This is a genomic window from Pleomorphomonas carboxyditropha, assembly GCF_002770725.1.
In the GTDB taxonomy this organism is placed as follows: Bacteria; Pseudomonadota; Alphaproteobacteria; order Rhizobiales; family Pleomorphomonadaceae; genus Pleomorphomonas; species Pleomorphomonas carboxyditropha.
This window is the reverse complement of sequence record NZ_NQVN01000008.1, coordinates 35,947-55,744: the sequence shown is the minus strand read 5'-3', so window position 1 is coordinate 55,744 and position 19,798 is coordinate 35,947. Positions and strand designations below refer to the sequence as shown.

The 19,798-nt window shown below is 68.3% G+C and carries 17 protein-coding genes and 1 riboswitch; of the genes, 11 read left to right on the top strand and 6 right to left on the bottom strand.

Annotation, left to right across the window (positions count from 1 at the left end; translation table 11 throughout):
- Positions 1-50: 50 nt before the first annotated feature.
- Positions 51-545 (bottom strand): TIGR00645 family protein, encoded by a 495-nt coding sequence (locus CJ014_RS13405; protein ID WP_100080991.1) that lies wholly within the window; start codon positions 543-545, stop codon positions 51-53.
- A 158-nt stretch (positions 546-703) separates the two neighbouring features.
- On the opposite strand from CJ014_RS13405, the gene tpiA reads away from it, so the two are divergent.
- From tpiA to thiM, 5 genes are all read left to right on the top strand, one after another.
- Positions 704-1,447, top strand: coding sequence for a triose-phosphate isomerase (gene tpiA, locus CJ014_RS13400; protein ID WP_100080990.1), 744 nt, complete (start codon positions 704-706; stop codon positions 1,445-1,447).
- Positions 1,448-1,703: 256 nt separating this feature from the next.
- Complete coding sequence (locus CJ014_RS13395; RefSeq protein WP_280952339.1) at positions 1,704-3,065, top strand: dihydroorotase; 1,362 nt, start codon at positions 1,704-1,706, stop codon at positions 3,063-3,065.
- A gap of 1 nt (position 3,066) precedes the next feature.
- Positions 3,067-3,549, top strand: coding sequence for a cyclic pyranopterin monophosphate synthase MoaC (gene moaC, locus CJ014_RS13390; RefSeq protein ID WP_100080988.1), 483 nt, complete (start codon positions 3,067-3,069; stop codon positions 3,547-3,549).
- 15 nt (positions 3,550-3,564) lie between these two features.
- Positions 3,565-4,761, top strand: a complete 1,197-nt coding sequence (locus CJ014_RS13385; RefSeq protein ID WP_100080987.1) for a molybdopterin molybdotransferase MoeA — start codon at positions 3,565-3,567, stop codon at positions 4,759-4,761.
- A gap of 67 nt (positions 4,762-4,828) precedes the next feature.
- A riboswitch (TPP riboswitch) is annotated at positions 4,829-4,932 on the top strand.
- A gap of 60 nt (positions 4,933-4,992) precedes the next feature.
- Positions 4,993-5,799 (top strand): hydroxyethylthiazole kinase, encoded by an 807-nt coding sequence (gene thiM, locus CJ014_RS13380; RefSeq protein ID WP_100080986.1) that lies wholly within the window; start codon positions 4,993-4,995, stop codon positions 5,797-5,799.
- Between the two features lie 9 nt (positions 5,800-5,808).
- Here thiM and CJ014_RS13375 read toward each other — a convergent pair whose 3' ends face one another.
- From CJ014_RS13375 to CJ014_RS13360, 4 genes are all read right to left on the bottom strand, one after another.
- Entirely contained in the window at positions 5,809-7,599 is a 1,791-nt protein-coding gene (locus CJ014_RS13375; RefSeq protein WP_100080985.1) for a monovalent cation:proton antiporter-2 (CPA2) family protein, read from the bottom strand.
- Between the two features lie 63 nt (positions 7,600-7,662).
- Entirely contained in the window at positions 7,663-8,781 is a 1,119-nt protein-coding gene (locus tag CJ014_RS13370) for an ABC transporter permease (RefSeq protein ID WP_100080984.1), read from the bottom strand.
- The gene (locus CJ014_RS13365) at positions 8,778-9,977 is read right to left on the bottom strand and encodes an ABC transporter permease (protein ID WP_100080983.1); all 1,200 of its coding nucleotides are present in this window, start codon (positions 9,975-9,977) and stop codon (positions 8,778-8,780) included. Before CJ014_RS13365 ends, CJ014_RS13370 begins: the two co-directional genes overlap by 4 nt.
- 3 nt (positions 9,978-9,980) lie before the next feature.
- On the bottom strand, positions 9,981-10,973 hold the full coding sequence (locus CJ014_RS13360) for an HlyD family secretion protein (protein WP_245427307.1): 993 nt from the start codon (positions 10,971-10,973) through the stop codon (positions 9,981-9,983).
- Between the two features lie 118 nt (positions 10,974-11,091).
- Here CJ014_RS13360 and CJ014_RS13355 point away from each other — a divergent pair, with 118 nt between their 5' ends.
- Complete coding sequence (locus tag CJ014_RS13355) at positions 11,092-11,736, top strand: TetR/AcrR family transcriptional regulator (protein ID WP_100080981.1); 645 nt, start codon at positions 11,092-11,094, stop codon at positions 11,734-11,736.
- A gap of 9 nt (positions 11,737-11,745) precedes the next feature.
- Here the strand turns inward: CJ014_RS13355 and CJ014_RS13350 are convergent, their stop codons facing one another.
- Positions 11,746-12,825 (bottom strand): ABC transporter ATP-binding protein, encoded by a 1,080-nt coding sequence (locus CJ014_RS13350; protein WP_100080980.1) that lies wholly within the window; start codon positions 12,823-12,825, stop codon positions 11,746-11,748.
- Positions 12,826-13,183: 358 nt separating this feature from the next.
- Here CJ014_RS13350 and CJ014_RS13345 point away from each other — a divergent pair, with 358 nt between their 5' ends.
- The 5 genes from CJ014_RS13345 to CJ014_RS13325 all read left to right on the top strand — a co-directional run bounded on the left by CJ014_RS13345 (position 13,184) and on the right by CJ014_RS13325 (position 19,798).
- Complete coding sequence (locus CJ014_RS13345) at positions 13,184-15,514, top strand: alpha-L-rhamnosidase (protein ID WP_100081119.1); 2,331 nt, start codon at positions 13,184-13,186, stop codon at positions 15,512-15,514.
- A 72-nt stretch (positions 15,515-15,586) separates the two neighbouring features.
- Complete coding sequence (locus tag CJ014_RS13340) at positions 15,587-16,885, top strand: ABC transporter substrate-binding protein (protein WP_100080979.1); 1,299 nt, start codon at positions 15,587-15,589, stop codon at positions 16,883-16,885.
- 96 nt (positions 16,886-16,981) lie between these two features.
- Entirely contained in the window at positions 16,982-17,872 is an 891-nt protein-coding gene (locus tag CJ014_RS13335) for a carbohydrate ABC transporter permease (RefSeq protein WP_100080978.1), read from the top strand.
- The gene (locus CJ014_RS13330) at positions 17,869-18,702 is read left to right on the top strand and encodes a carbohydrate ABC transporter permease (RefSeq protein ID WP_100080977.1); all 834 of its coding nucleotides are present in this window, start codon (positions 17,869-17,871) and stop codon (positions 18,700-18,702) included. Before CJ014_RS13335 ends, CJ014_RS13330 begins: the two co-directional genes overlap by 4 nt.
- A gap of 73 nt (positions 18,703-18,775) precedes the next feature.
- Entirely contained in the window at positions 18,776-19,798 is a 1,023-nt protein-coding gene (locus tag CJ014_RS13325; protein ID WP_100080976.1) for a LacI family DNA-binding transcriptional regulator, read from the top strand.

The following is a 19,798-nucleotide window of genomic DNA, read 5'->3' as shown; positions in this document are numbered from 1 at the left end:
ATGCCGCAAGCGCCGGTTTTGCCCGATAAAGCGCCGAAATCCGGCGTCGATCAATGCCTGGCCATGATCTTGTCGAGCACGCCCAGCATCAGCGCCGATACCACGAAGGTGATGTGCATGATCACCTGCCACATGATCTGGGTTTCGGTGTACTGGCTGGCGTTCAGGAAGACCTGCAGCAGATGGATCGAGGAGATGGCGACGATCGACGAGGCGACCTTGATCTTCAGGCTGCCGCTGTCGAGCTTGCCGAGCCAGTGAATCTCGGCGTCGTGATCGTCGAAGCGGCCGACGAAATTCTCGTAGGAGGCGATCATCACCATCACCAGCAGGCTGGCGACCAGCGCCGCGTCGATCAAACCGAGCATGGCGAGAATCATCTCCGCCTCGTCATAGACGAAGACGCTACCGATGACCTTCCAGAGCTTGACGCCGAAGGAAAGACCGTAGACGGCGAGCGCAACCGCAAGACCGAGGAGGAAGACGACGAGAATCCAGCGGCTTCCCAGAATGATACGCTCAACGACCGTCTCGAGTGCCTTCATAGTCAATAGCCCTTGCTAGCGTTTTGCATCTGCCGGATATAAATGCGCTTGCGGGTTTTCGCCTACAAGATCATCTTCCAGGCCGCTTTCGAGGATTCACGCCGGGCCTGGTTCGGGATGGTCCACGCCCACGCAACGCATATCGAAGGAACGAGAGCATGTCGGTCAAGCCGCTGGTTGCCGGAAACTGGAAAATGAACGGCCTCAAGGCCTCCGTCGCCGAATTCGAGGCCATCGCCGCCGGCTATGACGCCGCCCTCAAGGCCAAGGCCGAGCTGGCCATCTGCCCCCCCTTCACCCTCGTCGCCGCCTTCGCCCAGAAGGGTCTGCTGCCGGTCGGCGGCCAGGACTGCCACGCCAAGGTGTCGGGCGCCCATACGGGCGACACCTCGGCCGAGATGCTGAAGGACGCCGGCGCCACCTACGTCATCGTCGGCCACTCCGAGCGCCGCACCGACCACGCCGAGACCGACGCCATCGTCAAGGCCAAGACCGAAGCCGCCTGGCGCGCCGGCCTCATCGCCATCGTCTGCGTCGGCGAGACGCATGCCGAGCGCACCGGCGGCAAGACGCTCGACGTCGTCGGCACCCAGGTGGCCGGCTCGCTGCCCGACGGCACGACGGCCGCCAACACCGTCATCGCCTACGAGCCGGTGTGGGCGATCGGCACCGGCCTGACGCCGACCGCCGCCGACGTCAAGGAAGTGCACAACTTCATCCGCAAGGAACTGGTCAAGCGCTTCGGCGCCGACGCCAACGGCATCCGCATCCTCTACGGCGGTTCGGTGAAGCCTTCGAACGCCGCCGAGCTGATGGCCGTCGAGGACGTCAACGGCGCGCTGGTCGGCGGCGCCTCGCTGAAGGCTGCCGATTTCCTCGGCATCGCCGCCGCCTACAAGTGACAAGATCGGCTTCGGCGCTTCTCCCGCGCCGGAGCCGCCTCTTCCCGGACACCGCCAGGAGGGCGGGTCATTGCCCCCTCTCTCCAACTCTCCCCCGCAAGGGAGAGGGCTCGTCGGGCCAAACGGCGACGGCCTTCCGGCAAAACAGGTTCTAGCGTGAACCAATTCGTGCCCTCTTCCCCTTAACGGGGGAGAGTTGGAGAGAGGGGTAACCTAGCGGATACGTGGAAAGGCGGATAAGACGTTCCTGCCGACCATCCGCCGCACCCCGGAGCACGAACGCGCCATGACCTTCGACACCGTCCTCAGAAACGGCACCGTCGTCAACCACGACGGCATTGGCGAGCGCGACATCGGCCTTCGCGACGGCCGGATCGCCGAGATCGGCGACCTCTCCCGCGCGTCGGCCGGCGAGACGATCGACTGCGCCGGCCTGACCATATTGCCCGGCGTCATCGACAGCCAGGTGCACTTCCGCGAACCCGGCGCCACCCATAAGGAAGACCTCGAAACGGGCTCCCGCGCCGCCGTCATGGGCGGGGTGACGGCCGTCTTCGAGATGCCCAACACCAATCCGCTGACCACCACGGCCGAGCGCCTCGCCGACAAGGTGGCGGCCGGCACCCATCGCATGCACTGCGACTTCGCCTTCTGGGTCGGTGGCACGCACGGCAACGTGCGCGACATCCCCGAGCTGGAGCGGCTGCCCGGCGCCGCCGGCATCAAGGTGTTCATGGGCTCGTCGACCGGCGACCTGCTGGTGGCCGACGACGACGGCGTCGCCGCCATCCTCGGTGCCACGCGCCGCCGCGCCGCCTTCCATTCCGAGGACGAGGCGCGCCTCGTCGAGCGCAAGCCGCTGCGCGTCGTCGGCGATCCGTCGAGCCATCCGGTCTGGCGCGACGTGGAGGCGGCGCTCCGGTCGACCGAACGGCTGGTCCGCATCGCCCGCGACAAGGGCGCCCGCATCCACGTCCTGCACATCTCCACCGGCGAGGAGATGGACTTTCTGAAAGATCACAAGGACGTCGCCACGGTCGAGGTGACGCCGCATCACCTGACGCTCACCGAGACCGACCATCAGCGGCTCGGCACGCTCGTGCAGATGAACCCGCCCGTCCGCTCGGCCGCCCATCGCGACCGCATCTGGCGGGGCGTGACGCAGGGCATCGCCGACGTGCTCGGCTCCGATCACGCGCCGCACACCCTTGAGGAAAAGGCGAAGCCCTACCCCGACAGCCCCTCCGGCATGACCGGCGTCCAGACGCTGGTGCCGATCATGCTCGACCACGTCAACGCCGGCCGGCTGACGCTGCAGCGCTTCGTGGACCTCAGCTCGGCCGGTCCGGCACGCATCTTCGGCATGGCGCGCAAGGGCCGCATCGCCGTCGGCTACGACGCCGACCTCACCGTCGTCGACCTGAAGCGCCGCGAGACCATCCGCAACGGCTGGATCGCTTCGCGTTGCGGCTGGACGCCCTACGACGGCGTCGAGGTCACCGGCTGGCCGGTCGGCACCGTCGTGCGCGGACGCCGCGTCATGTGGGAGGGCGATGTCGTGACGCCGTCCATCGGCGAGCCGGTCCGCTTCGTCGAAGCCCTGCCGCGAGGAGCCTGACATGACGTCTCCTCTCAGCCACCTCGACGAGAAGGGCGCCGCCCACATGGTCGACGTCAGCGACAAGGCGACCACCGCCCGCACGGCCATCGCCGCCGGCAAGGTGGTGATGAAGGCCGAAACGCTGGCGCTCATCATCGACGGCCGGGTGCCGAAGGGCGACGTCATCGCCACCGCCCGCCTCGCCGGCATCATGGCCGCCAAGAAAACGTCCGACCTGATCCCGCTCTGCCATCCGCTGCCGATCAGCAAGGCGGCGATCGACATTTCGCCCGACCCGACGTTGCCCGGCCTCGAAATCACCGCCATCGTCCGCTGCACCGGCAACACCGGCGTCGAGATGGAGGCGCTGACCGCCGTCTCCGTCGCCTGCCTCACCGTCTACGACATGGTGAAGGCGGCCGAGAAGGACGTGCGCATCGAGGCCATCCGCCTTCTCGAAAAGGATGGCGGCAAATCGGGCCGCTGGCTCGCCGACAAATAAGGCCAGGAGAGCCAAATGGCGCTGATGTCCGTCGATGACGCCCAGGCCGCGCTGCTTGCCGGCGTCGCGCCGACCGAAACCGAATGGCTGGATCTCGCCGCCGCCGGTGGCCGGACGCTGGCCGCCGATATCGTCGCGTTGCGCACCCAGCCGCCGGCAGACCTATCGGCCATGGACGGCTACGCGCTCGGCGCGCCCGTTGCGTCGGACGTCTGGTATGCCGTCGTCGGCGAGTCCGCCGCCGGCCACGGTTTCGGCCGGCCGCTCGGCCCCGGCGAGGCGGCGCGCATCTTCACCGGCGCCCCGGTGCCGGACGGCGCCGACCGGGTGGCCATCCAGGAGGATGCCGAGCGGCAGGGCGATCGCGTCCGCTTCGCAGACCCGCCGCCGGCCGGCAGCAACATACGCCGGCGCGGTATCGACTTCACCGAGGGCAAGACGGGGCTTGCCGCCGGAACGAGGCTCGGCTTCGGTGCGCTTGGGCTGGCCGCCGCCATGAACCACGCTCGCCTGCCGGTGCGGCGGCGGCCGCGCGTGGCGCTGATTGCCTCGGGCGACGAACTGGTGGCGCCGGGAGCGGCCAGCCTGCCGCATCAGATCGTCGCCTCATCGACGGTGGCGCTCGCCCAATTGATCCACGACGCCGGCGGCGAGGCGGTCGACCTGGGCATCGCCCCCGACGATCTTTCCGCGCTCAGGAGCCATATCCGCGGGGCGGTGACCGGCGGCGCCGACATCGTCGTGGTGATCGGCGGCGTGTCGGTGGGCGATCATGACCACACCCGTCCGGCCTTCGCGGCGGAGGGGATGGAGCCCGGCTTCTGGAAGATCGCCATGCGCCCGGGCAAGCCGCTGATGCACGGCCGCCTCGGCCGCGTCCATGCCCTCGGCCTGCCCGGCAATCCGGTGTCGACGCTGATCACCGGCCTCTTGTTTCTGGCGCCGCTCGTCAGGGCCATGCTCGGCCGGGCCGACGTGCTGCCCGATCACGAGACCGCCGTGCTCACGGCGCCGCTTCGCGCCAACGACATGCGCCGCGACTTCCTGCGCGCCCGTCTCGCCGTCGAGGCCGGCCGCCTGACCGTCACGCCGGTCGCCAGACAGGATTCCTCGCTGCTTTCCATGCTGGCGCAGGCGAACGCGCTGATCGTACGGCGCGAATTCGCGCCAGCGGCGGATGCAGGGGAAGAGGTGGCGGTGGTGCGGGTGTAGAAAAACCATCTACCCCCTCGGCCATCTCCCCTCCCTTGCGCTTCCCCCCTCTCCCGCCTATTCTCCATGCGTCTCAAGGGGGTGTCCGGCTTGACCGGACTGAGAGGAGCGATCCAACCCCACGAACCTGATCCGGATCATGCCGGCGGAGGGATTGAGGCGGGCGGCCCGGCCTGTCCGGCAGCCACACGTCTTCTTGTCCGCGGGCGATCTTCGCCGAAGGAGCCCGCGATGACCACCCTGACGCTTGCCGACGTTCACGCCCTTCACGAGAAGGTGCGCACCGAACGGCCGCTGGTGCACAACATCACCAATTTCGTGGCGATGACCATCGCCGCCAACGTGCTGCTCGCCGCCGGCGCTTCGCCGGCCATGGTGCATTCAGTGGACGAGGTCGAGGACTTCGGCCGCATCGCCCGCGCGCTGACGCTCAACATCGGCACGCTGTCGTCCGACTGGATCGCCGGCATGAAGCTGGCGGCCAGCGTCTACAAGGCAGCCGGCAAACCGGTCGTGTTCGACCCGGTCGCCGTCGGCGCGACGCGCCTCCGCAACACGGCCGCCGCCGACCTCGTCGCCCTCGGGCCGACGGTGATCCGCGGCAATGCCTCCGAGATCATGGCGCTGTCCGGCGTCGCCGGTCTCGCCTCGAAGGGTGTCGACAGCTCGGCGAGCTCCAATGCCGCTCTCGACAGCGCCCTCGCCCTCGCCCGCTCGAGCGGCGCGGTGGTCGCCGTCACCGGCGAGATCGACTACGTCACCGATGGCAGCCGCACCGTCGCTGTGGAGGGCGGCCACGAACTGATGCCGCTGTCGACGGCGCTCGGCTGCGCGCTGACCGGCCTTGTCGGCGCCTTCGTCGCCGTCGCGCCGGCCTTCGAAGGCACGGTGGCGGCGCTCGCCACCTACGCGGCGGCCGGCGCCATCGCCGGCAAGCGGGTCAAGGGGCCGGGCTTCCTGCCGCAGGAGCTCTGCGACGCGCTCCATGCCCTCGACCTCGCGGGTCTCCAGGCCAACGCGGCGATCCGGGACGTCTGACGCCGGCTGTCAGCCTTCCTCGACAGCCGCCCGCGGCGGCGGCGCAAGGGGTGGCGTCAACGGCTCGGGCACCGGCCGCGTCGGCATTTGCTCGCGGCCGGCCATGACGTCGCCCTGCACCTGCGCCGTCAGCCGCTCGGCATCGAGCCGGCGGATGGTGGCGAGCGCCTCCGCCGTCCGCTCCTCGCTGCAGCCGAGCGCCCTCAGTCCCTCGGCGCCGAGGCGCAGCGCCGCATCGAAGGTCTCGCGCACCTCGATATCGACGCCGGCCCGGATCAGCTCGATCGAATGGATGCGGTCGTAGGAGCGGACCAGCAGCCGCGCCAGCGGGAAATGGGCCTTGACGAGCTCGACGATGCGGTTCGCCGCCTTGCGGTCGTCGACGCAAACCATGATCACCTCCGCCTCGGCGGCGCCGGAATGGTGGAGCGTGTCGAGCCGGGTGCCGTCGCCGTAGAAGATGCGGAAGCCGAAGCGGCCGGCCTCGCGGATGCGGTCGGGATCGTTCTCGATCATCGAGACGTCGACGCCGCGCGTGAGCAGCAGTTGCGCGGCGATCTGGCCGAAGCGGCCGAAGCCGATCAAAAGCACCCGCCCCCTGAGGTCGCGCGCCTCCTCGATGCCGTCGAGCGATTTCTTTTCCTCGCGGCGGAAACGGCCGGCGATCGCCAGCACCAGCGGCGTCAGCGCCATGGAGAGGATGATCACCGTCGAGAACAGAGCGGCGTCGCCGGGCGGGATGACGCCGCCGCCGGCCGCCGCCGTGTAGAGCACGAAGGCGAACTCGCCGCCCTGGGCGAACATCAGGGCGCGGCGGAACGCCGGCCCGTGGGGAGAGCCGAACAGGCGCGCCACCGCGTAGATGCCGAGCGCCTTCACCACGGCGAAGGCGAGCAGCAGGCCGATCAGCAGCGGCCAGCGCGCCACGACGACGCCCACGTCGAGCGACATGCCGACGGCGAGGAAGAACAGGCCCATCAACAGGCCCTTGAACGGCTCGACGTCCGCCTCGACCTGATGCCGATAGCTCGACCCGGACAGCATGACGCCGGCAAGGAAGGTGCCCATGGCCATGGACAGGCCGGCCGCCTCCATCAGCAGCGCCGCGCCGAGCACCACCAGCAGCGCGCCGGCGGTCAGCACTTCGCGGGCGCGCGCCCGGGCGAGCAGGCCGAAGAAGGGATCGATGAGGTACCGGCCGGCGATCAGCAGCGCCGCCACGGCCGCCGCGCCGAGCCCAACGCTGGTCCAGCTGGCGCCGCCATGGTCGTCCGGCGCCAGCCACGCCACGAGAGCCAGGAGCGGCACGATGGAGAGATCCTCGAACAGCAGGATCGACACCGCCTTCTGCCCGCCGGGACCGGCCAGTTCGCCGCGCTCCTGAAGCATCGACATGATGACCGCCGTCGACGACAGGACGAATCCGGCGCCGGCAATGAAGGCGGGGATCGGCTTAAGGCCGAACATCAGGATGCCGACGGCGGTCAGCAGACCGATGCAGGCAACCACCTGGGCAAGGCCGAGGCCGAAGATCTGGCCGCGCATCGCCCAAAGCTTCTGCGGCCTCAGCTCCAGTCCGATCAGGAACAGGAACATCACCACGCCGAGTTCCGAGACGTGCAGAATGGCCGCCGGGTCCGGAAACAGGCCGAAGGCCGACGGGCCGACCAGAGCGCCGGCCGCGAAATAGCCCAGCACCGAGCCGAGACCGAGCCGGCGGAACAGCGGCACCGCCAGCACGCCCGCCGAGAGAAGCACCACCACCGGACCGATCGTCGACCCGAGCCCCGCCGCTGCCATACCGAACCCCGCCTGCGTGTTTTGCCGAATGTGGGCCCAAACCACCCGCACGCGCAAGCGGCATCAGGCGGCCGGCCTCCCCTTCGCCCGTTCCACGAGCACGGCGAGCAGAGAATAGGCCAGGCAAAGTCCGAGTTGCACGAAGATCGTCGTCTCGACACTGCGTATGTCGGCGCCCATCTGGTTGACGCGCACCAACGCCGGCACCGCCGTCGTCGAGGGAATGACGAAGGCGATGGCGTGCAGAAGGCCCGGCATCGCCTCGGCCGGCCAGGAGACGCCGGACAGGAAGAACAGCGGCATGCCGAGCACCACCAGGAAGAAGATGACGCCTTCCTTCGTCGGGATCAGCCGGGCAACGGCGATACCCATCGCCGTGACGGCGGCAAGAAACGGCACCACCACCGCGTACATGACGGCGACATCGCCGATGCGGGGCAGCCGGTAGACCCACGGCAGCCACACCAGCACGACGCCGGCCCACAGGCTGTAGAGGCCGACATAGACGATGGCGTCGGCCAGGGTGGAAAGGGCTGCGCCGGGACGGCGGCCGGCCTTGAGGTTGCCGATGCCCATCAGCAGGGTCTGTTGCAGGATCAGCACGAAAACGGCCGGCAGCACGAAGCTGGCATAGCCGCCGGCCGGGTTGAACAGCGGTATGGTGGTGACGCGCAGCGGCTCGACGATGGCCATGGCCTCGGCCATGTCGACGCCGGAAGCGGCGAGCCTGCCAATCTGCACTTCGGCGCCGAGGCTGCGCGCGGCGTTGGAAAGCGCCGACGACATCGACGAATTCAGCAGGAAATAGCCGCCATCGGAGAAGGAGGCGATCGGCGCGGCACGGCCGGCCAGGAGATCGCGCTCGAACCTCGGCGGTATGACGACGATGCCGTGGACCTCGCGCTTCAGGAAGAGGGAACGGGCCGAGGGCATGTCGGGCGCATAGCGGGCGACGGCCACCGCGTCGGCGGCATCGATGCGGCGGACCAGTTCGCGGCTCAGCGTCGAGCCGTCCTGGTCGATCACCGCCACCGGCAGGTCGCGCACCACCTCGTTGAGGTAGGGCTGCGGGAAGAAGGCCGAGAAGAACAGCGTCGCGCCCAGCATGGTCGAGCGGGCGCCCTTATCGGTCCAGATGGCGCCGAGCGCCGCGACGATCTCGCGGCAGAAAGCGGCGATCATCGGCCGGCCTCCACGGCGCTGACCGGCCGCGGGCGGCCATGGCGCCAGAGGAGAAGCAGCGCCACGCCGCCGTAGATCAGCGCCAGCCCCAGGAGACAGCCGAAGGCCGGCAGGGACGTTTCGAGCGGCGCGCCGCGCAGGATGTTGTCGGTGCGGAGTTCGAGATAGTGGGTCACCGGCAGGAGGTCGGCCCAGAAGCGCGAGAAACCGTTCATGGAAAGGCGCGGAAAGGTTATGCCGGTAAACCCGAAGGCCGGGCTGGCGATGACGCCGACGGCGGCGAGCGCCGACACCGTGTCGCGGGCGACAAGCGCCGCCGCCGCGCCGAGCATCTGCGAGGCGAGCACGAAGACGAGGCCGTAGGCGGCGTGAAAGGCGAGGCTGCCGCCAAACCGCGCGCCCATCGGGCCGAACAGCAGCGCATCGGCTCCCCACAGCACGAGAAGATAGGCGAGCGTGTAGGGCGCGAGCTTGCCGGCCGTCGTCCTGAAGAGTGTGCCGCCGAGCCGCAGCGACCGGCCGAGACCGGCCACGCCCTGCCGGTCGCGGGCAAAGGACAGCGCGGCGCTGGCGCCGATGAAGATCTGCAACACCGTCGGCATCACCGCCGCCAGCAGGAACTGGACGTATTCGAGGCTGGGATTGAACAGCGCGCTCTGCCGCACCGGTACGGGCGTTACCGCCTGGGTGGCGCTTTCGACATCGGCGCCGCGGGCGACGCGCGCCTCGACCGAGATACCGGCCGCCACCGTGCCGAGAACGCCGCCGACGGACCGGGCGACGAGGCTGCCCGGCGTCATGTACTGGTTGTTGTAGAACAGCACAACTTCCGGCCGGCGGCCGGCCAGCACGTCGCGCTCGGTGCGAACCGGAATCAGCACCACCGCATAGGCTTTGCCCGACAGAAGCAGTTGCCGGCCTTCGGCCAGCGTGCCGGCCTCACGGGCGACCGCCACGTCCGGCGCGGCGTCCACCATGCGCACCATCTGGCGCGACAGGGTCGAGCGGTCCAGGTCGACGACGGCGATCGGCAGGTCGCGCGGCAGGCCGAGATGGAACACCACGGCGAGCAGCGCGAACAGCAGCAGCGGAAACGGCGCCAGCATGAACATCAGCCCCGGCCGCGCGCCGATCTGCCGCAACTCGGCGAGAAGAACCCGCCGGAAGCCGGCCGCGAGATGGGCTCGCCGCGCCATGGTTCAGCGATCCACGAACCGAGGTCCGGACCAGTCGATCAGCCCGCTCATGCCGGGGCGCAGGCCCTCGACCGGGCCGTCGGGCCGTGCCCGCACCTCGAAGGTCCGCAGATCGAAATCGCCGGTCGCCTTGGTGGCGCGCCAGTTGGCGTAAGAGCCCTGCGCGTTGATGACGGTGACGCGCGCGTCGATCTCGCGGCCGCCCAGCGCCGGCACGCGCACCTTCAGCCGATCGCCGACGGCGAGGCCGTTCAGCAGGTCCTCCCGAACGTTGAAGGTGAACCAGGCATTGTCGACGTCGACGATCGAGACGAGCGGCGTACCGGCGCCGAACAGCTCGCCAATTTCGGCGGTGCGGGCCGTCACCTCGCCGGCCATCGGCGCCTTGACCGTGAGTTCGGCAAGATCGGTCTCGATCTGGGCGACGGCGGCCGCCGCCTGCTCGACCTGGGCCACCGCCACCGCCTTCTGCTCGGCGCTGTTGCCCTTGACGGCGAGCTGCAGGTTGGCCTCGGCGGCGGCGCGGGCCTTCAGGGCGGCGTCGAGCTTGTTGGACGCCTCGTCGAGCACCTGCTCGGAGGCGAAGGAACGCTCCTGCAACCGGCTGACGCGATCGTAGGTCTTCCGCGCCAAGAGCACGTCGGCCTCGGCTTTCTCCCGCTCGGCCCGGCGGGCATCGATCATCTCCTGCCGCGTCGAGAAGGCGAGATCGCGGTTGGAGCGGGCGACGGCGAGCGCCGCCTTCGAGGTCTCGAGCCCGGCCCGGAGCGCGGGGCTGTCGAGTTCGACCACCACGCCGTCGGCGGCGACCCGGTCGCCGACGTCGACCGGCGTCCGGACGACACGGCCGGCGACGCGGGCCGCGAGATCGACGCGCGTCGCCTCCACCTCGCCCTGCAACAGCAGCGGCTCGGGGTGATCGACCGCCCAGACGACGGCAAGCCCGAGGCCGGCGGCGGCCAGTCCGGCGATAACGAGGGGACGCCAAGCGGACACGGATCTCATCCTTGCGCATCGCAGCCGGCTCGAAATCCGATTCGGCTTGCGATAATTTGGAAAATCATTGTTTTCTTTATTTCCGGCAGCCACCTTGTGTCAAGGAAGAGGAAAGCAGATGGTCGACAGCAATCAGATCCCACCGCGCGGCCCCGGGCGGCCGCCCATCAGAAGCGAGGACGAGACGCGCGCCCTGATCATCGCGGCGGCGGCGCGGGCCTTTCTGGAAACGGGATATGTCCGCACCGGGATCGACACCATCGCCCGCGATGCCGGCGTGTCGACGCGGACGCTCTATCGGCTGTTCTCCGCCAAGGAAGACCTGTTGAAGGAAGCCATGGAGGCGCGGATCGGCGCAGCCTTCGGCAGCCTCGACGCGGCGCGGGCCGCCGAAGCCGATCCCCGCGCAAGTCTCGAAGCGCTGCTTTCGAGCTATGCCGGCCTTGCCCTATCCGACGAGGCCGTGCGGCTCACGCGCCTCATCGCCGCCGAGCGCCAGGAGGTGCCGGCGCTCGCCGACAGCTATCGGCAGGCGACGGCTCGCATAACCGGCGCCTTCGAGGCCTGGGTTCGGGAACACCAGCAAAGCGGCTTCCTCCGCGCCGGCAATGTCGAAACGACGGCGCATCTGCTGCGCGGCACGATCAACGAGGCGCAACGCCAGATTCTGCTCGGCCTGCGGGGGCCGCTCACCGAGGCCGAACAGCGCGACTGGGTGAAGGCGTCCGCCGACATGATCCTAAACGGCCTTGCCGCAGGCTAACTGCGGGGCTCAGCGGATGCGCAGGCCGCTTGCCGGATCGAACAGAAGCACGCTGTCGGCATCGAAGCCGATATCCAGCGTCGCGCCACGCCAGCCGGGCGGCAGGAAACGCGCCTCGGCAATCACCTGATCGCCATCCGGCGTCCGGCCATAGGCATAGGTCTGGCCCCCGAGGTTCTCCAGCACCTCGATGGGCAGGGCAATCATGTGGTTCGCCACCTCGCGGAAATGCTCGGGCCTCGCGCCGGCCAGCACGGCCATGCCCGGCGCGAGGCCGGCGGCGACCGGCAGGGTCAGCGACAGGTCGAAGGCGGGAATGCGAACCCCGGTGCCGGCATCGGTCCGGTCGCCCGCGATGCCCTTCAGGAAGTTCATCTTCGGCGAGCCGATGAAGCCGGCGACGAACAGGTTGTCGGGATCGGCGTAGAGATCGATCGGCCGGCCGACCTGCTCGACGCGGCCCGACCTCAGCACGACGATCTTGTCGGCCAGCGTCATCGCCTCCACCTGGTCGTGCGTCACGTAGATCATCGTCGCCTTCACCTCCCGGTGCAGGCGGGCGATCTCGAGGCGCATCTGGACGCGCAGCTCGGCGTCGAGGTTGGAGAGCGGCTCGTCGAACAGGAACACCTTGGGGTTGCGGACGATGGCCCGGCCGATGGCGACGCGCTGCCGCTGACCGCCGGAAAGCTGCTTCGGCTTGCGGCCGAGCAGTTCCTCGAGATGCAGCACGCGGGCCGCCTCCCCCACCTTGCGGACGATCTCGTCCTTCGGCACGCGATTGATCTTCAGGCCGAATCCCATGTTCTCGGCCACCGTCATGTGCGGGTAGAGCGCATAGGACTGGAACACCATGGCGACGCCGCGCTCCGAGGGCGGCGTCTCGGTGACGTCGGCGCCGTCGATGGCGATGCGGCCGGAGGTGGTGTCCTCCAGGCCGGCGATCAGCCGCAGCAAGGTCGACTTGCCGCAGCCGGACGGGCCGACGAAGACGACGAACTCGCCGCTGTCGACCTCGAGGTCGACCGAGTGGATGACCGCGAGCTCGCCGAAGCTCTTGCCCACGCTGTCAAGTTTCAGTCCCGCCACGCTGTCCTCCCGCCGGCCGATTTACGTCACCGGGCGCGCGGAGAGCGGCCGGAAACCTGGATGTTCGGTCGGGCCTCCGGTGCGGCGGCTCCCATCCGCCCACCCCCCGACTTTGGTACCGGCGCTTTCCGTCGCCGTCCCTCTTTACAATTTTGTAAACTGGTCTACACTTTTTTGCAAGTCAGGTCGGCAAGGTCGGGCGGGTTCGATTGCCCTTGATGTAAACCGGTCTCCACAACGACCGAAAGCCCGCTGGAGGACAGCGCGGACCAACAAGCGGGGACGCACCGACTGCGTAACGGCAGGCTCGCCCCTCGGGAGGACAGGACAGATGAATATGATGGGATCGGGCTCCCGGATGACCGCCGGGACGTCGCGCGCCGCCGAACGGCACGTCTGGACGGCGCGGATGATCCGTCCGCTTGCCGACGCCGGCGTCGGGACGCGGCAACCGTTCCTGCGCAAGACCTTCCGGGCGAAGGGCGGCGGTCGCGCGATCCTGCGCATCAGCGCGCTCGGCCTCTACCGCGCCTTCATCAACGGCCGGCGGGTCGGCGACGACCTGCTCACGCCCGGCTGGACCTCCTACAACGATCGTCTCAGCTACCAGACCTACGAGGTCGGCGGCCTGCTCGCCGACGGCGACAACGTCATCGACATCTGGCTGGGCGACGGCTGGTACCGCTCGCAGATGATGTGGGCGCACCAGCACGCCCTCTTCAACACCTGGGGCGACCGCATCGCGGCCATCGCCGAGATCGAGGCGGACGGCCAGACGATCCTCGCCTCCGACGTCGATTGGTCGAGCGGCCTCACCCCGATCCTGAAATCCGGCATCTACTTCGGCGAGACCTATGACGCGCGGCTGGAGAACGCCCCGGCCGACCAGGGCGCCGCGCTCCATGAGGATTTCGACCCTTCCGTGCTGGTTGCCCATGAGGTGAACGGCGTCAAGGAACTCGCCGCGCTGCCGCCCGTCTCGTCCTTCACCGACGCCGAGGGCCGCACCATCTACGATTTCGGCCAGAACGCCGCCGCCTATGTCGCCTTCACCGTGACCGGCGAGGCCGGCGCGACGGTGACGGTCGAGCATTCGGAAATCCTCGACAAGGGCGCGTTCTGCAACAGCAACCTGCGCTCGGCGCCCTGCCGCATCACCTATGTGCTGAAGGGTGAAGGCCGCGAGAGCTACCGGCCGGCCTTCACCTTCCAGGGCTTCCGCTTCGCCCGCGTCACGCTGACCGGCAAGGTGGAGATCGCCGACATCGCCTCGATGCCGATCTCCTCGGCGGTGACGCGCACCGGCTGGCTCACCACCGGCCATCCGCTGGTCAACCGCCTCGTCGAGAATGCGCTCTGGTCGCAGCGCTCCAACTTCGTCGACGTGCCGACCGACTGCCCGCAGCGCGACGAGCGTCTCGGCTGGACCGGCGACGCCCAGGTGTTCGCGGCGACGGCCTGCTATCTACACGACAGCCACGACTTCTTCGTCAAATGGCTGCGCGACGTGATGGCCGACCAGCGGCAGGCCGGCGAGATCGCCCATGTGGTGCCCGACCCGACGCGCGGCCACGAGGATGTCTATCCCCGCTTCTACGGCTCGACCGGCTGGGGCGACGCCATCGCCATCGTGCCCCATACGCTCTACCGCCACTACGGCGATCTCGACATCCTCAGGGAAACGCTGCCGGCCATGGTCCGCTGGAACGACTTCGTGTGGTCGATCAGCGATGGCCCGATCGTCCGACCGCCGCGCCCCTGGGCAGCGCGCGGCTTCTCGTTCGGCGACTGGCTGCAACCGAAGGGACCGAGCGAGAAGCCGCTGCCGACCATCGGCGACGACGCGGCGGCGACCATCTATCTCTACATCGCCGCCAAGCTGACGGCGAAGATCGCCGGGCTGGTCGGCGACAAGGCGACGGAAAAGCGACTATCGGACCGGGCGGCGGCGGTGAAGGCGGCCTTCGCGCACGAGTTCGTCACGCCGTCGGGCCGCCTCGCCTACGACGACCAGACCTCCTATGCCCTCGCCTTCCTGCACGACCTCGTTCCCGAGGACAAGCGCGCGGCGGCCGGGGACTATTTCAAGGCGACCATCGCCCGGGCCGGCGGCCGCATCGGCACCGGCTTCATCGGCACCCCCGCCCTGCTGCCGGCGCTTCTCAGGATCGGCGAGCCGGAGCTTGCCGGCGCCGTCTTCCTGCAGGAGGAGGTGCCGGGCTGGCTCTATCAGGTGAAGAACGGCGCCACCACCATCTGGGAGCGCTGGGACGCCATCCAGGCCGACGGATCGGTGTTCGATCCGGCGATGAACTCCTACAACCACTATGCCTACGGCGCGGTCTGCCAGTGGCTGTTCGAGGAGGTGGCCGGCCTCAGGCCCGACGAGGACGAGCCGGGCTTCCGGCATGTCCTGTTCGAGCCGGCGATCATTCCGGCGCTGTCGCCGGTCGCCGCCGCCCATGACTCGGCCGCCGGCCGTATCGAGGCGGGCTGGCGCATCGAGAACGACACCGTCACGTGGGAAACCGTCGTCCCCGAGGGCGCGCACGGCACGCTGATCGTGCCGGCCGGCGCCCGGAACGTCATCCTCGACGGCCGGCCGGTCCCGCCGGCCGCCGGAGAGGGCAAGCAGCGTCTCGCTGTCGAAAGCGGGCGCCACGTCGTCACTTTCGCCGTCGCCCGCTGAGGAGGGCCGGCGAACCTATCTTCCGCCTCGGCCGGGAGGACGGCCGGGCGGATGGCAACTGGGAGGAAAACCATGGCTTACACGATCTCACGCCATTATCTGGCGGCCGCGGCCGCCGGCTGCGCTCTGGCGCTGTCCTTTGCCGCTTCGGCCCAGGCCGAGGTGAAGCTCGCCTTCCTCGTCGACAACGCGCCGGCGACCGTCAAGGCCGCGGAAGCGCTGGCCGCCGCCTTCCACGCCAGGAATCCCGACATCACCATCGAGGTCGAGGCGCGCGCCGCCGGCGGCGAGGGCGACAACATCGTCAAGACCCGGCTCGCCACCGGCGAGATGACCGACGTCTTCATGTACAACGCCGGCTCGCTGTTCCATGCGCTCAACCCGCAGCAGAACATGCTCGACCTCACCGACGAGCCCTATCAGTCCGACATCATGGACACCTTCAAGGCGGTGGTGAGCGAGAACGACCGCATCTACGGCGCTCCCTTCCAGACGGCGATGGGCGGCGGCGTGCTCTACAACAGGAAGATCTATGCCGAGTTGGGCCTCGAGGTTCCGAAGACCTGGGCCGAGTTCATGAAGAACAACGAGGCGATCAAGGCCAAGGGCGGCGTGGCGCCGGTCATCCAGACCTTCCGGGACACCTGGACGTCGCAGTTGTTCGTGCTCGGCGACTTCTACAACGTACTGCAGGCGGTGCCCGACTTTCCCGAGAAATACACCGCCAACCAGATCAAATACGCGACGACGCCCGCCGCCCTCCGGGGTTTCGAGCATCAGGCGGAGGTGTTCAACGCCGGCTACCTCAACGAGGACTTCGGGTCGGCCAGCTATGACGACGGCCTGCGCATGGTGTCGAAGGGTGAAGGCGCCCACTATCCGATGCTGACGTTCGCCATCGGCAATCTCTTCGAGAACTACAGGGACGACATCGACAATGTCGGCTTCTTCGCCCTGCCGGGCGACGACGCCGCCACCAACGGCCTTACCGCCTGGATGGCCAACGGCATCTACGGCTACGCCCAGACCGAATATCCGGACGAGGTGAAGAAGTTCATCGCCTTCGTCGCCGGCAAGGAGGGCTGCGATACCCAGACCGAGGCGGTCGGCGCCATCGGCCCCTACATGACCAAGTCCTGCACGCTGCCCGACGACGTGCCGCCGGCCACCAAGGATCTGGTCGCCTACTTCGCCGAAGGCGGCAGGAACGCGCCGGCCCTGGAATTCCTGTCGCCGGTCAAGGGACCGGCCCTCGAGCAGATCACCGTCGAGATCGGCTCGGGCATCCGCTCGCCGCTCGACGGCGCCAAGCTCTACGACGAGGACGTGCGCAAGCAGGCGCTGCAGCTCGGCCTGCCCGGCTGGGAATGAGCCGTCCCGACCGGCCAGATCTATTCCTCCCCGAAGAAGCGGCCCCGCGTTGACGCGAGGCCGCGCCCGAGCGGACGATGGTGCTGGAGTGCCCTCATGACGACCCATGGAAAGAAAGGCCTCCGCCGCAGGTTCGCGGCGGCCTATCCGAGCTGGTTCTACCTGCCGGCCGCCGTCATCTTCGGCGTGCTGTTTCTGTTCCCCACCTTCGCCTCGCTGTTCTTCAGCCTGACCCGCTGGACGCTGTTCCAGTATTCGTTCATCGGGCTCGCCAATTTCCGGCAATTCTTCAGCGAGCCGTTCCTGGTCTGGGGCCTCGTCAACACGCTGATCTACGCCGTCGTCACGTCGGGCTCGAAGGTGGTGCTCGGCATGCTCCTGGGCATCCTGCTCACCTCCAACGTCATGGCGCGCGGCCTGCTGCGCGCCGTCGTGTTCTTCCCGGTGCTGGTGTCGACGATCGGCGTCGGCATCACCTTCACCATGCTGATGCACCCGACCAACGGCCTGATCAACGACGTCATCGCCGCCTTCGGCCTGAAGGGGCCGGCCTGGCTGACCGATCCGCGCTTCGCCCTGCTGTCGGTCGCCTTCGTCGACGTCTGGAAAGGCGTCGGCCTTGCCACCGTCATCTATATCGCCGGCATCGTCTCCATTCCGGCCGAATATTACGAGGCGGCCAAGATGGACGGCGCCAACGCGCTGCAACGCTTCTGGAACGTCACGCTGCCGCTCGCCCGGCCGGCCACCGTCACGGTGATCATCTTGAGCCTGATCGGCGGCCTCCGGTCCTTCGACCTGATCTGGGCGATGACCAAGGGCGGACCGGGGTTCACCACCGACGTCGTGGCCTCGGTGATCTACAAGCAGTACCAGGCCGGCTTCTACGGCCTGTCCACCACCGGCAACGTCGTGCTGTTCGTGCTGGTGGCGGCGATCGTCGTGCCGCTGTCCTTCGTGCTCAACCGCAAGGAGGTCGAGGCATGACCGCCAGAAAGCTCAGGTATTACGCGACGGGCATCCTGTCGCTCGCCATCGCCTTCGTCGTCTTCGTGGTGCCCTTCCTGTTCATCGTCGTCAACGCGCTGAAGGACAAGCCGGAGGCGTCGCGGCTGCATTTCACCTGGCCGACCGAGACCCACTTCTGGGACAACCTCGCCGCCGTGGTTCAGGCGCGCGACTACATGCTGATCACCGCCTTCGTCAATTCGATCGTCCTGACGGTGGTGGCGGTGGCCGGCCTCGTGGTGTTCGGCGCCATGGTCGGCTTCGTGCTGCAGCGGCGGCCGTCGCGCTGGAACGGCCTCATCAACTTCATGGTTCTGGCCGGCCTGATCATGCCGCCGGCCGTGGTGCCGACCATCTGGCTGCTCCAGTGGCTCGGCCTGTTCAAGACGCTCTCCGGGCTGATCCTGATCGAGATCGCCTACAGCCTGTCCTTCTCGGTGCTGTTGTTCCGCGCCTTCATCGCCACCATTCCCCGCGAGCTCGACGAGGCGGCGATCCTGGAAGGCGCCGGGCCGTTCACGCTGTTCTTCCGCATCGTGCTGCCGCTCCTGAAGCCGGTGGCGGTGACGGTGATCGTCGTGCAGTCGGTGGCGATCTTCAACGACTTCACCAACCCGCTCTACTATCTGCCGGGGGCCAAGAACGCCACGGTGCAACTGACGCTGTTCAACTTCCAGAGCATGTTCAACACCTCCTACAATCTCCTTTTCATGAACATCCTGATCATCACCATCCCGCCGCTGATCATGTTCCTGTTCTTCAACCGGCAGATCGTCGAGGGCATGACGGCCGGCGCCGTGAAAGGCTGAGTTGGACGTTGCCGGCAAACCGCCGAGTGTATAGAGGAAACCTTGGAAACGGGCGGGAAACGGGCGAGGCATCATGAAGCGCGCGACGATCAAGGACGTGGCGGAAGCGGCCGGCGTGTCGCGCGCCGCCGTCTCCAAGGTGCTGCGCAACGCCTATGGCCTGTCCGACGACATGCGCGCCCGCGTCGAGGCGGCGATGACCGCCCTCAACTACCGGCCGCAGACGGCGGCGCGCGGGCTCAGGGGACGGACCTATACGCTCGGCGTCGTGCTGCCGGACATGCGCAATCCCTTCTTCCCCGACATCATCGACGGCGTCATCTCGACGCTCCGGAGCAGCAGCTACGAGCCGCTGATCGGCTTCCGCCCGACGGCCGAAGCCACCGAGAAGCACGCCATCGACACCATGCTCGATCACAAGATCGACGGCTTCCTGATGGTCGCGCCGCGTCTCGAGGAATCCTACCTCACCACCGTCGCCACGTCGGTGCCGACGGTGATGATCGGCCGTCACGATCGCGACTGCGGCTATGACACCGTCAACAACGACGATCGGGCCGGCGCGCGCCTCGCCGTCGAGCACCTGATATCGCTCGGTCATCGCGACATCGCCTATTTCGGCCTCGAACCGGGATCCGCCGCGCCGAACAATTCCACCACCCTGCGCCTGGTGGGCTATCGGGAGGCCATGACGGCCCATGGCCTCGCCGACTGCATTTCGGTTTTCGAGGGCACCCATTTCCGCGGCGAGCACTACGACGAGGAGGTGGCCCGGCGTATCCTGGCGCGCGAGCGGCGCCCGACGGCCGTATTCTGCTGGACCGACCTGGTGGCGTTCACCCTGATGGCCGAGGCGCTAAGGCTCGGCCTCCGGATACCGGAAGACCTGTCGGTGATCGGTTACGACAATAGCCGTCTCGCCGCGCTGCCCCAGTTGTCCCTCACCTCGGTCGACCAGTCCGGCCATCGGCTCGGAAGCGAGGCCATGAAACTCTTGATCGAGCGCATCGAGGGACGGAGAGAGGAACGGCATTTCGTCCTGCCGCCGCGCCTCGACGTGAAGGGGTCGACCGGTCCCGTTCCAACGCCGGGCTGA